Raw genomic sequence first — 13848 nt, 5'->3', positions numbered from 1 at the left:
CGTTTCAGCTGGGAAGGAGGTCTGAAGATGAGTTTCTCTACTTTCGGAAGACATATTGCTGTTGATACATGGGGAGTCGATTTTGACCTATTAAATCATGCAGAATGGTTGGAAGCCCAATTGGTAGAAGCTGCGGAACGATGCGGTGCAACGGTACTATCCATTCAATCGAAGCAATTCGAACCACAAGGAGCCACCGTACTCGTTTTATTGTCCGAAAGCCATCTTTCCATTCATACCTATCCCGAGAAAGGTTTTGCTGCTTTGGATTGCTACACCTGTGGTGAGACGGTGGATCCGCAGCTTGCCATTGATTATTTGGTTTCTATACTGAAGCCGAAAACAATGCATGCCACAACGTTAATACGGGGTTCCGGTGAATTGCAGATCGAAACAGGTTCCATTCGGCAAGAACGATTCAAGAGTTAAGCCCAAATATTTGTAAGACATGCGATCTTCTTAGGATAGGCTTATATACGGCGGATATTGTGCCAAAGCCATCTTGGGGATTGTGATCAGGTTTCGTACGAATTACGAAACTAAAACTCCCACTGAAATCATCAGGGGGAGTTTTAGTGAATTAACGATTATGTAGGGGGTGATAGGTAGGTATGGAATCAGAGCCGTATAGTCGCATGTTTCATCCGCAATTCGTTTTCATCAACCAAACTTTTGTAAAGGGGATATACGCGATGCTAGATCATACATCTCAACAAACCAACCTATCACCCATTATTTTTGGAAATCACACAGATTCCGATCTGTTTCAACAAATAAAAAGGTCAAAAGAACGCTCCACTTCCCTTCATAACGTTTGGGCGTTTTCCCAACCAGGGAAACTAAGCATGAACTGGGAAAAGAACCCGGAGCTGTTCCAGACAAGACCAAGTAGGTGATTTGAATGACATTTGAATTTTATATCAAAGTATCCTTTGCCTTATTGATTGGATTGTTGATCGGCATTGACAGACAGTTAAAACATAAGCGACTCGGTTTAACTACAAGTATGGTAATTTGTGTTGCCAGTTGTTTAATAACGCTTGTCTCCATTGAGTCCATTACGAAATTTACTGAATTTAATGGGTCCAATCGGGACCCGATGCGACTGGCGGCTCAAATTGTAAGCGGCGTGGGTTTTCTCGGTGCCGGGGTCATTTTACGAAGGAGTAACGATGTCATCTCCGGTCTGACTTCAGCGGCGATGATATGGGCAGCCTCCGGATTGGGAATAGCTGTGGGAGCCGGTTTTTATCTAGAGGCGTTTTACACCGTAGGTCTCCTTTTGTTTGGGGTGAATGTGGTGCCGGTTCTCATCAAAAGGATCGGTCCAGACAAACTGAGTGAAAGGGATGTTTCCGTGAAAATTGTAATGGAAGCGAATTTCAAGATGACTGATCTTATTAAGACCATCGAGGGAACAGTGCAGACCGCAAAAGAAAAAGACAACAAACAAAAAGATCTAAAAATTAGACATATAAAAATTTCAGATTTGAACTCGGGATATCAGCAGGTGGAACTGACTCTCTCTGCTCCAGAAAGACTGTACACCTCGGAAATCTATTATTTAATCAAGCGCAATGATCATGTGATATCTGTAGAAGTGGAGCAGTTATAACCTGGCGAAGGAGGGATAGAAGATGATGACTTTGAATATTAAAAATCGCGAGGAGTATATCTATTACTTGTTTTTTTATTTAAAACATGCCGATAAGGAACAATTTCGCAACCATTTTCTTACCCTTCATCCGACGGATCAATGTTATGTATTCCGGCAATTGAACCAAGAAAGACGGAAACTCGTCTATCAGTATTTGTCCCCGTCCGAGTTAACGGATGTATTTCAAGGTCTGGAAAGAAAACAACAGCAAGATATTTTTGAGGAGCTTGACAGGCATTACCGGGTTTCCTTATTGAACGAATTATCAGCAGACGATGCGGCGGATTTTTTTGAGGAACTTCCCAATAGCGCTGCCACAGCTTTATTTCATCAAATGAGTCTTGAAGACGTTACAAACATCAAGCAACTATTGTCCTATAACAAGGAGACGGCAGGGGCGATCATGACGACGGAGTATGTTTCGGTTTCACCGACAGATTCCGTTTCCCATGTGCTGGAACGCTTGCGGATGAAGGAAGGAAAAGAAGCTGAGACCATCTATTATTTGTATGTGGTGGATGATACCCGGAAATTGCTCGGCGTCGTTTCCTTGCGCGATCTGATCACTGCATCTCGAAGCCGGAATATAAACGAACTGATGAAATCGCAGGTTATTTCTGTAACAACTTCAACAAGTCAAGAGAAAGTCGCCGGAATGATTGCAGACTATAACTTATTAGCCATTCCGGTGGTCATTAAACATGGAGAGTTAGTCGGCATTGTTACGTTCGATGATATTACACATATCCTGGAGGACCCAAAAGATGATGCCCCTGACATTGAAGGAACAGAGACAAAGGATGGCGGGACGAACACTTCCTTGCTAGCAACAATGAAAAAAAGAAGCCCATGGATTATAGCCATGATCTTCATTGGTTTTCTTGCTGGTCAACGGATTGAAATTTTACTCAAGCCTGAACCGACTATCCTTGTGATTCTTGCTCTTTTCGTGGTATTGATCACCAATGCATCAAGAAATATCGGTGTGCTGCGGCCTTTATTTCAAGTCGTTCGAACCCTAACGGTAAAGGAGCTTGATGGGCATAACCTAAGCCGCATGCTGAAGCGAGAATGGTTTACAGGTTGGCTGATCGGTTTGGAAAGTTCAATTGTTTTATTTGCACTCATTTTTATATTTTATCGAAACCTGAACTTATCCCTGTGGGTTTCCATCACCCTCTTGGGTACATTAATGCTCTCTAAAGGCCTAGGAATCCTTTCTCTTTACTTGCTTCATAGATGGAATCGGAATCCAGCCGTTGCTATAGGACCCTTAATTATGACGATCAGTAACATGCTGGGGATGCTTCTTTATTTTTTCATTGCAAGTCAATTCCATTTCTTAAATTAATCACTGCTGATCTTAGAGGGTCAGATGATACCTATTTCCCATGAGGTATATCGTATGGACAGAGAGTTGATGAAAGGGAGTATAGATATCTTGTTGCTATCTGAAATTATCACTCAAGACAAATACGGATTTGAAATCATGGAATCGTTGAAGAAGAAAAGCGCCGATACTTATTACATGTCCGAAGGGACTCTATATACAGCTTTAAAACGAAATGAACTTAAAGGGCTCGTGGTTTCTTACTGGACAAAAGTAAAGGGTTCAGGTAGAAGAAAATATTACCATATTACTGATGCTGGATGCACTCAACTCATCAAACAGCTGGCAGAGTGGCAGAAATTAAACTCGATAATACGAAGGTGTTCAGCGCTTAATGAAAAGTCATCTTGTTAAAATGGAAGTGGCCAGAAGGTTTAGCTGTGCTGGAATGTATGAAATCTACCATTTGCAACGTCAACAAAATAAGTCTGAACTTAGTACCTTCCGTCCGTATATGCACTCCAGGATTGAGTATCATATAACGTAGGTATTCGATTTGGCATATGAATTTTATATCAAAGTATCGGTTGCTTTAATACTCGGATTATTGCTAGGAATTGATAGACAGTTAAAACATAAGCGGTTTGGAGTAGGAACAAGTATGGTATCAAAGTGTTGCGAATTGTCTGAATATCGTCTTTTCAATTGAATCTATTATCAAGTCTGAATATCCCAAATCGAGATCCGATGCGATTGGCAGCACAAATCGTTACATCGCGATTTGTAGTACCTTCGCTGGTGAAGTAGGGTAACAAAAATTTATCAAAAGGTGATGAATACCTATGATCAAATTTCTTATAGGTGTAGCCATATTGTGTGTAGTTGTAGCCGTATTTTATATTTCCAAAAAGTATAAAGAACGTTATAAAGACCGTAAGGAGAATGAAGAGTTAGCTGCAAAATTTCGGGAATGAGACCGTTGATAGAAGTATCTTTGTGGCTATGTCAGCAAAACTATGCTCTAAAATCCATTTTCTTTTTCTGAAGCGTTCCTCAAATGAATGAGTGAACGTTTTTTTATTTTACCCATTTACAATATCCCCCCATGGGGGATATAATGGAGTCAAAATCAAAAGAGGTGATATTATGGGTTTCGGACATCATCATGGTCCCGATGGAAATTCTCATACGCATGACAAAGTCGATCCAAGCATTATCAAAAGCAAGGAAGCCACAAAAGTCTTATTGATTTCGCTTGTGGGTCTATTGATAACAGCCATTTTTCAAGCTATTATTGTAGCTATATCAGGCAGCGTGGCACTCCTTGCTGATACCATTCATAACTTTGGGGACGCATTAACATCCATTCCCTTATGGTTTGCCTTTATGTTAAGCCGTAAACTTCCGACAAAACGCTTTACGTATGGTCTTAACCGGACAGAAGATATTGCAGGACTTATCATTGTTATCGTCATTACGTTTAGCGCGCTTATTGCCGGTTATGAATCTGTAATGCGGATAATACATGGTTCGACAATTACGCATTTGGGTGCAACAGCAATCGCCGCGATTGTAGGCTTTGTCGGAAATGAAATTGTCGCAGTATATCGCATCCGCATGGGCAAAAAGATGGGCAGTGCCGCTCTTATTGCTGACGGTCATCATGCGAGAGTGGATGGAATTACATCGCTTGCTGTATTAGTTGGTGTGGCTGGAACGTGGCTGGGCTTTCCGATTATCGATCCGCTTGTTGGGTTGGTTATTACAATCATGATAGTCTTTATAGTAAAAGACTCAGCAAAGGCGGTGTTTACTCGCTTATTGGACGGAATCGAACCTGAAATCATCGATACGATTACAAAATCCGCTTATCAGATTGAAGGCGTTCAAAAAGTAAATGACGTCAAAGCGCGCTGGTTTGGTCATGAAATATTGGCTGAAATTACAATTACGACGTATTCGAAAATATCTGTAAAAGAAGGTCATGAAGTAGTTAAAAATGTCATCCATCGTTTGCAGCATGATGTTGAACATTTATCGAAGGTACAGGTTCATGTGGATCCGGTTGAAGAACAAGGTTACTCTTTTCATGAGCATTCACACGCTGCCCAACATTCGCATGAACATGGACACGAGAAACATCACGGTGGACATAGTCATGACCACACCGGAAAGCACGTTGATTTATCAACACCAACATACCCGTTCAAGTGGGCAGGTGTTTATGAGTTGTCAGTCGGTGACTATGAATTTACTCTGAATGCAGGCCCGGATCCTGCAATGCTCATATCATTATTGCCCTTAGCCGCGCCCAAAAAAGACGCTTTCAAGTCCGCAAAGATTGATGTTATCGAAGTATTTAAGAGAGAAATGCAGCCCTTGTCAATTGGAGGTACATTTCAACCTGGTCGTGATCTGATCCAGTTGCTTCTCGATGGTGCTGCCACTTTCGTAGTGCGTATCAACAAGGCAGGTTCTTACGTACTGTTCACCGAGCATCACCCTGACGAATTCGACGCTGAACTGCGCCGCAACGGAACGATTATTCCTATATCGTTTCAACAAGCCTTTCCATCTGCGCACGCACATGCTCATCATGGTCACCAGCATCCACATGAAGAAGAGAAAGGACATTCACATGGCTGACGATAATACGCACGTACACGAACATGAGCATAGACACCGCAAACAAATTGTAAACCGGTTATCACGAATTGAAGGACATCTTCGTGCTGTTAAGGAGATGACAGCAGAGGGTCGGGATTGTGCAGATGTTTTGCTTCAAATTGCGGCTGTTCGTAAAGCATTGGATAATGCAGCAAAGCTTTTATTAAAGGATCATTTGGAAAGTTGCGTGATGGATGCTGGTCCTGGTGAGGATCGAACTAAAATTTTGGATGATCTAAACAAAGCATTAGACCATTTTATTCGTTAAATGTGGAGAGAAGAGAAAGAAGCATGGTGACTTCACTAACGGAAACAATAGCTCAATAATCAAACAGAACGAGGCTGCCGATATGGATCGGCAGCCTCGTTGCACTAACGGGCAGTAGAGTTCAATAAACATTACAACTTTCACTTAGATAGCAGTTTTTCAACGCTTGGGAATGGTATAATTTGTTGCGAAATGAAAAATTGTACGTATTTAGGGAGTGTAATTATGCTTAGCTTTAAAAACACGACAACGGAAATTTTAAATAGTGGGATTGATACAGTTGTTCTATCAGTAGGAGCAACGGAACAGTTTGGACCGTACTTACCAATGCATTTAGATACGCTTATCGCAGAGCTATACGCTGATGCTTTTGGAAGAGAATTAAATGCTTACGTATTACCTACAATTCCGTTTAATACCTCTGAAGAACATGCTAATTTCAAGGGGACAGTTACAATAAGCCCCAATATATTAACAGCCATGTTGGAAGAAGTTATTATTAACCTGGGAAGACAAGGTTTTAAGAAGTTTTTGGTCTGCACTGGACATGGTGGCTCATATTGGGAGGGAGCTTTCGTTAAGAATATTAATTACAAGTACCCGCAGATTATCTTAATCTCCGCAAATCATAACAATTATATTGCATGGGAAGAAGCAGTTGAAACGGCAGGCTTACAAGGCTTAAACGAAATGCACGGTGGGTTATTGTCCGTTTGTACAGCCATGTGGCTTTGTCCTGAACTTGTTAAAACTAATTCAATGGGTTCAGACATACCTTCAGAAAACCGTCTTTATGCAGATTACTTAGGATGGGATAAACTAACTCAGGATGGTTGTTGGGGGAAGTTTGAAGAAGGAAGTTATTCACACGAAGAATTGGCTGAAAAAGGTAAGCTATTTTGGAACACATTTATCAAAAAAAGAACTGAAGGTTTGAAACAAATCCTAGAAGAGGGATATCGTCTAAAAACTCAAGCATGATTGAACTAACGGAGAACGATAGTGCAACAACACAAAGACGAAAGGGCAGTAATCTTCAAAGTGGGATATGCGATTGGTTGGTAAAGTTATACAATAAGAGGAGGGAATGGGGTTCGAAAAGATCAATTACCGCTTATTGCATTTTGCTGCTGAGAGGAGATAAGTATTGAGAAATGGAGAACTATAAAAATCGAGTCGTGGTCGGAATTGACGGTGGGGGAACCCATACCCGAGTCATGGTAGCAGATACTGAAGGGAGGATCCTTTCTTACATTGAAAGAGGTGCATCCTCAATACATAAGGATTTGCAAGCGAGAGAAAATGTGTGTCAGGCACTTGAACAGGCTCTGCATGAGTCGGAGAAAAATGTAAGTGACGTGGCGACTCTTTATGCGGGGATTGCAGGTTTCGATACCAAAGCCGACTTGAATTGGGTAGAACCTCTCACTGACCTTCCAGGACTTATTTGTGTAAAGCAGCATGTCAATGACGCAGTGGTTGCGCATAGCGGTGCCCTGCTTTCGGAACCCGGGGTAATCGTTATTTCAGGTACAGGTTCTATCATTTTTGCCGTAACAGAGGACGGGAAGCAGATCAGGAACTATGATCTACATCAATATGCTGCCAGCGCAGCCCGATTCTTGGCTTATGATGCAATTTATGAGTTACTTGCCGGCAATGTACAGGAAAACGACCAACTATTGGTCCAGTCCATGTTACAATTCTGGGGGGTATCCTCGGTAGAAGAACTGTCACAACTTGCGTTGAAAGGCTTCATCACCGATCAAAGAGAGCGCAATCGAAAGTTTGCTGAATTGGCCCCGACCATTACCGAATCCGCCCTGCAGCGTAGTACATTGGCACAAACTGTCTGTAATCGTGCTTTACATCAGATTATGGTGGGTGTGGAGATTCTTGCTTCTTATTTCTCAGAACCGGAAGTCAAGGTAGCATTGATAGGAAGTGTGGTCAACAGCGAATATTTTCAACAGCAACTGGCCTCCCGAATGAAGGAGGGTAACAATAAAAGGTACCGCATCGTTTCTCCCGCCTTCTCACCAGTAGCTGGTGCGGTTTTAATGGCTCTAAAGCAGCTTGGCATCATCATTACCCCACAATTGCTTGAGAACCTTGTCTTGCATCCCCAATCTCGTCATAAATAAACCAACAAGCATTCGGATCCTTCACCGATTATAATAGTAGGCTGCCGCGTCATAGATCTGGTAGCCTAACTGCGTTAATTGGCAGTTTTAACGTTAAAGGAAAGAGGACTAACGAAAAAAAGCTAATTTCAACACTATCAATCAATTCAAACCGCGTAAGGGATAAAATGGGGGTTGAATAACACCTCCACTCATTAGAACAATTTAATAATGATTAATCTAAGGAGCAGTATGATGAACAGCGAGCCCATTAAAAGTATCGATGATATTTATGTAATGCTGGATAGTCTGTTCAGCAACCCAACTGAGTATTGGAATTCTATTTATCAAGACAGGCCCGAGTATATGTCCTTTTTAACTGAATATCCTGATGAAAATTTGGTTCAATATGTTCATAAAAATATGATCAGTGCTAAGAAAGTATTAGAGTTCGGTTGTGGGGAAGGACGTAATGCCATATTTTTGGCACAACAGGGGTTTCACGTAGATGCTGTAGATATCTCTGACACAGCTATTAAGTACGCTCTAAAAAATGCGGAGAAACATAATATTAAAATAAACTTTCAATGTAAAAATGTGCTTGATTTCGATATTGAAAATAACACATATGATTTTGTTTATGATTCTGGATTGCTGCATCATTTGTTACCACACTGCAGAATTCAATATCTAGACTTAGTATACGAGGCTTTAAAGCGAGGCTCCTGCTTCGGTTTAATTTGTTTCGCAACAGGCTTTGAAGATATCGGTGGAGCAAGTGAAGTATCCGATTATGAGGTGTATAAGAATCGGCGGATACTTGGGGGATTCGCGTATAGTCGAGAAAAGTTAATTGAGATCATGTCCGACAGATTTGAATTAATGGATATAAGATATATGACTGAATATCCAGAAGGACAGCTATTCGGTAAATCATTTTTGTGGGCATCTCTATGGAAAAAGAATTAAGGGTTTACTAAAGTATGGGGTTTACACAGTAGAAACCGATTTTCGTGGCACAAGCCCTGTTTCTGTTATTATGTAGTAAATAGTTATTTTTGAGGTGTTTATCTATGAAAACGATTGGGCTAATAGGTGGAATGAGTTGGGAGTCATCCTTGCTTTATTACCAAATCATCAATCAGCGTGTAAAGGAAAAATTAGGCGGGTACCATTCCGCAAAAAGTCTCATGTATTCGGTGGATTTTCATGATATCAAGACTCTTCAACATGAAGGGAAATGGGATGAAGCCACAAAAATCATGATTGATTCAGCACAAAAACTCGAATCTGGTGGTTCAGATTTCATTATCATATGCACGAATACGATGCACAAGATGGCAAAAGAAGTAGAAGAATCAATATCAATACCGTTATTACATATAGCTGATGCAACGGCAAATGAAATTGTTAAGTGTAGAATTAAAAAAGTCGCTTTACTTGGTACCGCGTTTACTATGGAACAAGATTTTTACAAAGGCAGACTTATTGAAAAATTTGGACTTGAAGTTATCGTTCCAAATGAAGCAGCAAGGAAGATTGTACATGATATCATCTATCAGGAACTTTGTCTCGGAATTATTAAAGAAAATTCTAAACAATCCTACTTAGAGATAATTAATAGTCTTATCCAAGATGGGGTAGAAGCCGTAATCCTTGGCTGTACAGAAATCACCTTATTAATTTCTCAACTGGATTGTATGGTTCCTGTATTCGATACAACGAAAATCCATGCTGAATATGCAGTAGATTTTGCTCTGAAAGATTAAAAGATGTGGCTGGTTCAGGTATCTCCCTTTTGCAACGAAATCAAATAAGTTAATTTGGTCTTCGCATCAAGAAGGTGCGGGGTTCGGAACAGGTTCCATATCGCTTAACTCCAGCTGTAAAATAATTTTGATCTCTTCCTGGGTTTGTAATGTTATCAAATGTGGATTAGTCAATCCAAAATCGGAAAATTTCACTGTAGTAACGCCCTTCAATTTCAATAAACCGTCTTCGTAAAGGGCTTCACCTGAATTCCCAGATTCTTCGGACAAGACATTGATTTGAGCCTTTGCGGACATTTTTTCGGGATGCAATAAATTAAAATTCCAAAAGCCGCTAATCGCATGAAATTGGCTGATAACAGATTCCTGAGATGTTTCGACCTCAAAATAAACCTTGGAAGAATCAGTAATAAACCATTTTTTATCAAGCTGCTTGGGCCCCATAACAAACTTATTCTTTAAGCACCCAACCTCCCTTAAACTTCTACTTATACAAAAAAAGGAAAAATGTATCACTTTTCAAAGATGTGGTATATTGTTGTTATCAATAGCATGGAAGCGCTTTATTTTCGGGCTGCACGAAGGGGGTTCAAGCGCCATGGCAAATAGAGGATGGGTCGGATGAAGATAAGATCGCTGCTGGCAGTGCCATTTCGGAGACTGCTTATCCGCAACAAAATTATTGTCGTCTTTTTCCCGCTGATCATCATCCCGCTATTTACACTGGGGTATTTTACAAGCCATATGTTCACCAGCTCACTGATCGGTAAAACGAAGCAGAATGTGCTGGACGAGTCGGCCTTGATTTTGACCCGCATCGATTCGATGATTCGCAACTCAGAGAGCAGTGCAAATATTATAATGGAGAATTTCGACCATATTTACCAAAATTATGCCCCGTCGGACAATCCCATTGAAGAAAATCAGCGGCGCATGCGAATTCAGACCATGTTCGATCTCGAGCTGTTTAATTTTCCGGACGTCGATTCGGTCGCGTTTATCGATTCGCGGGGGAAGCTGTATACGTCCTATTTTCCGGAAAAAGATAATGACGTGAAAATATTCGGCAGCGAATTGCTGATCCATATCGGCGAGTTGCCGGGCTACGGCGTCAATAACTGGTTTCCCATGCAACATCGCGATTTTTTGGTGACCGATCCCGACGTTCCGGTGCTGTCGATCGGTAAGCAGATCATCGATCTGAAGTACTGCCTCCCGTACGGAATCCTGATTGTTAATATTAAAGAAAGCGAGCTTTCATCCGTTTACGCCAAAATGGTGTCTTACCCGAAGGAGCATTACCGCATTATCGACAGCCAAGGTACGGTCATCTCGTCTTCCTACAAATCGGAGCTGATGAAGCCGCTGCAGGACGAAGCTTTGCGAAAGCTTATCTTATCGAGGGATTCCTTCTCGGAAATCGCGCATACGCAGACTGGCACCAATCTGGTTACAAGCGTCGGTTACGCCAAAATGGGCTGGAAGCTCGTCAATATCGTTCCTGAGCAGGCGATTACAGCGGATATCCGCAAAAACATCCGAATGACAGTCATTATTGGATCGATCTGCCTTGTCTTCGCCCTGCTCGGCGCAAGCATCCTGTCGAGGGTCATCGTCAGCCCGCTGCAGAAGCTGGCAAAGGCGATGCGCCAGGTGAAGGAAGTCGAGTTGAATGTATTGGCGCATATCCAAACGGCCGACGAAATTGGCATGCTGGCGTCCGTGTTCAACTCTATGATTGCTCGAATGAAGGAGTTGCTCCAGCGGGTGGAAGCGGAGCAGAAAAGAAAAAAGGAATACGAGCTGGCGCTCATTCACGCCCAGATCAAGCCGCATTTTTTGTACAACACGCTCGATTTGATTTATTTGCTGAACGATCTCGACCGAAGCGGAGAGGCCCGGGACACGGCCAAGGCGCTGGCGGATTTTTATCGCGTCGCGCTAAGCAAGGGCAGCGAGATGATAACCGTTGGCGAGGAAATCAAAAATGCCAAAGATTATTTGTCGATCCAGCGCGCCCGCTATTCCGACGTATTCGATTTCGATATCGATGTGCCACAGGATGTGATGAGGTCGGTCATTCCGAAATTGTCGATCCAGCCGCTGGTGGAGAATGCCATCTATCACGGGTTGAAGACGAAAGGAAGCCTGGGTCATATTGATATCGGGGGCTTCCGGGACCAACAGGCGGTGACGATCGTCGTCAGCGATGACGGTGTCGGCATGCCGGAGAGCAAGCTGCGGGAAATCTGGAGCCGGTGGTCAAGCGACGACAAGCCTGTGTCCTTCGGCATATTCAGCGTGCATGAACGAATCCGGCTTTATTTCGGGAACGAATATGGGGTTACGATCAGCAGCAGGGAGCATGAAGGCACCGAAGTCAGAATAAGGCTGCCGGGTTGAACGAAGGAGGAATCGCGTTGTATAGCGTGATGGTTGTGGATGATGAGCCGTTGTTTCGGGAATATATTCAAAAGAAGTTCAACTGGAAGGCGCTCGATATGTCGGTCGTGTGCGAAGCCCGCCACGGTATCGAGGCGCTGGAGCAGGCGAAGGCGCATCGGCCGGATATAGCGCTGGTAGATATCAATATGCCCTATATGGACGGGCTTGCCTTGTCCGAGCAATTGAAGCTGTGTTATCCCGATATTTCGATCGTACTGGTGACCGGCCATAACGAGTTCGAATACGCGCGCCGGGCCATCCGGATCGGCGTGAAAGATTATTTGCTGAAGCCTTTCGACGAGGAAGAATTTATGGTGACACTGAACAAGGTGAGGAGCTTTATGAAAGCCCAGCGCGAGGAGCGGGCCAACTCGCGGGATCAGTTCGCCTTGTTGCGGGAAAGCTTTTTGCTAAAGCTGATCAGCCAGGATTTCGACATGAAGAGGGAGGACGCCGAAGCCGCCATGGTGCGGCTTCGGATCCCTATTCCGCAGCGTCATTACCGGGTAGCCGTAACGGTAATCGACCATTTGCGCAGCATGGATGATCCGGCAGAAGCGTCGCTTTGGAGATATGCGGTTGAGAATATGCTTCAGGAGCTTGTCGCCGTCAGCGGCGAGCATGTGCTGTTCCACGATGCCGAGGGGCGGACTGTCTCCATTATCGCCTTCGACGACCATGAAGAAGGGCTGGCCTTTGACGGGCAGGCTTTCGAACGGCTTGGTCGGCTGGTCGAACATCACTTCAAATTTACGGTCACGACGGGACTCGGCAGATTCTCAAGCGATGGTATGGAGCTGCGCCTGTCGTACCGGGATGCCCTGACCGCCATCCAGAATAAAATGACGGCCGGTCAAGGTCGGGTCATTTGGCACGAACGGCTGGGAAGCAACCCGAGCCTGTTCGAATTATTCTCCGTAGAGCTGCAGGAGATGCTTATCTACAGCTTGCGGATGAAGGAAGGGGACGCTGTCGAGGAATTGCTTGACCAGGTTTTCGCCTACCTTGGCAAAACCCGCGCCGCCGTCGATACAGCCTTGACCGGACTTATGGGTTTCGTCTCGATTGGTCTATCGTTCGCCAACGAATCAGGAATTGCGATCGGCGATCTGTTTGGCCCCGAGTTCTCACCGTACCGGGAGCTTGAGCGAATGTCGACGATCGAGCAATGCCAGGACTGGCTGAAGGCGTTGTTCCGCCGTGTGTTAGATGCGGCCTACGACAGCCGTCCGTCGAAATCGTTAAAGCTATACGAGGCGGCGAAGCAAATCATCCACGACCGTTATGCCGATTCCGATTTAACGGTTGAGGCGATCGCTGGACGGCTCTATATCGATGCCAGCTATTTGCGGAAAATATTCAAAAAGGAAGCCGGCATGCCCGCTTCCGATTACTTGACCTACGTTCGCTTGCAGAAGGCGAAGGAACTGATGATCGGAAGCAAGCTGAAGCTGTCTGATGTTGCGGAGCGGGTCGGTTACAGCGACGCCAACTATTTCAGCAAACGCTTCAAGAAGCATTTCGGCGTCACGCCGTCCGTTTACGAGCAGAGGAAACGGCGCTGACGTCCCGACAGCGGAAATATTTCA

13 protein-coding genes and 1 pseudogene are annotated in these 13848 nt (G+C 43.7%); 13 read left to right on the top strand and 1 reads right to left on the bottom strand.

Annotation, left to right across the window (positions count from 1 at the left end):
* Window positions 1-27: 27 nt before the first annotated feature.
* The 11 genes and pseudogenes from speD (at window position 28) to BLV33_RS13125 (ending at window position 9814) form a co-directional block, all read left to right on the top strand.
* Window positions 28-429: an adenosylmethionine decarboxylase gene (speD, locus tag BLV33_RS13175; protein WP_090792073.1), complete on the top strand. Its 402-nt coding sequence runs from the start codon at window positions 28-30 to the stop codon at window positions 427-429.
* 472 nt (window positions 430-901) lie between these two features.
* Window positions 902-1615 carry an MgtC/SapB family protein gene (locus tag BLV33_RS13165; protein WP_090792067.1) on the top strand — a complete coding sequence of 238 codons (714 nt, stop codon included), beginning with the start codon at window positions 902-904 and terminating at the stop codon, window positions 1613-1615.
* A gap of 22 nt (window positions 1616-1637) precedes the next feature.
* On the top strand, window positions 1638-3008 hold the full coding sequence (gene mgtE, locus BLV33_RS13160; RefSeq protein ID WP_090792064.1) for a magnesium transporter: 1371 nt from the start codon (window positions 1638-1640) through the stop codon (window positions 3006-3008).
* Between the two features lie 54 nt (window positions 3009-3062).
* Window positions 3063-3401, top strand: a complete 339-nt coding sequence (locus tag BLV33_RS13155; protein ID WP_090792060.1) for a PadR family transcriptional regulator — start codon at window positions 3063-3065, stop codon at window positions 3399-3401.
* A 142-nt stretch (window positions 3402-3543) separates the two neighbouring features.
* Window positions 3544-3752: pseudogene (locus BLV33_RS30020) on the top strand (MgtC/SapB family protein); the annotation flags it as partial.
* A gap of 381 nt (window positions 3753-4133) precedes the next feature.
* Window positions 4134-5633 (top strand): cation diffusion facilitator family transporter, encoded by a 1500-nt coding sequence (locus tag BLV33_RS13150; protein WP_090792056.1) that lies wholly within the window; start codon window positions 4134-4136, stop codon window positions 5631-5633.
* Complete coding sequence (locus tag BLV33_RS13145; protein ID WP_090792053.1) at window positions 5626-5922, top strand: metal-sensing transcriptional repressor; 297 nt, start codon at window positions 5626-5628, stop codon at window positions 5920-5922. Before BLV33_RS13150 ends, BLV33_RS13145 begins: the two co-directional genes overlap by 8 nt.
* 225 nt (window positions 5923-6147) lie before the next feature.
* Window positions 6148-6903: a creatininase family protein gene (locus BLV33_RS13140; RefSeq protein WP_090792050.1), complete on the top strand. Its 756-nt coding sequence runs from the start codon at window positions 6148-6150 to the stop codon at window positions 6901-6903.
* A gap of 173 nt (window positions 6904-7076) precedes the next feature.
* On the top strand, window positions 7077-8066 hold the full coding sequence (locus tag BLV33_RS13135; RefSeq protein WP_090792047.1) for an N-acetylglucosamine kinase: 990 nt from the start codon (window positions 7077-7079) through the stop codon (window positions 8064-8066).
* Window positions 8067-8300: 234 nt separating this feature from the next.
* Window positions 8301-9014 (top strand): class I SAM-dependent methyltransferase, encoded by a 714-nt coding sequence (locus BLV33_RS13130; RefSeq protein ID WP_171909142.1) that lies wholly within the window; start codon window positions 8301-8303, stop codon window positions 9012-9014.
* Window positions 9015-9118: 104 nt separating this feature from the next.
* On the top strand, window positions 9119-9814 hold the full coding sequence (locus tag BLV33_RS13125; protein ID WP_090792038.1) for an aspartate/glutamate racemase family protein: 696 nt from the start codon (window positions 9119-9121) through the stop codon (window positions 9812-9814).
* A gap of 66 nt (window positions 9815-9880) precedes the next feature.
* Here BLV33_RS13125 and BLV33_RS13120 read toward each other — a convergent pair whose 3' ends face one another.
* Window positions 9881-10258 carry a hypothetical protein gene (locus BLV33_RS13120; protein WP_090792034.1) on the bottom strand — a complete coding sequence of 126 codons (378 nt, stop codon included), beginning with the start codon at window positions 10256-10258 and terminating at the stop codon, window positions 9881-9883.
* A 177-nt stretch (window positions 10259-10435) separates the two neighbouring features.
* On the opposite strand from BLV33_RS13120, the gene BLV33_RS13115 reads away from it, so the two are divergent.
* Window positions 10436-12217 carry a sensor histidine kinase gene (locus BLV33_RS13115; RefSeq protein ID WP_171909141.1) on the top strand — a complete coding sequence of 594 codons (1782 nt, stop codon included), beginning with the start codon at window positions 10436-10438 and terminating at the stop codon, window positions 12215-12217.
* Window positions 12218-12243: 26 nt separating this feature from the next.
* Window positions 12244-13824 carry a response regulator transcription factor gene (locus tag BLV33_RS13110; RefSeq protein WP_253187235.1) on the top strand — a complete coding sequence of 527 codons (1581 nt, stop codon included), beginning with the start codon at window positions 12244-12246 and terminating at the stop codon, window positions 13822-13824.
* Window positions 13825-13848: the final 24 nt, after the last annotated feature.

Source organism: Paenibacillus sp. GP183 (genome assembly GCF_900104695.1).
Lineage (GTDB): Bacteria > Bacillota > Bacilli > Paenibacillales > NBRC-103111 > Paenibacillus_AI.
This window is presented reverse-complemented; position numbering and strand designations above follow the sequence as displayed.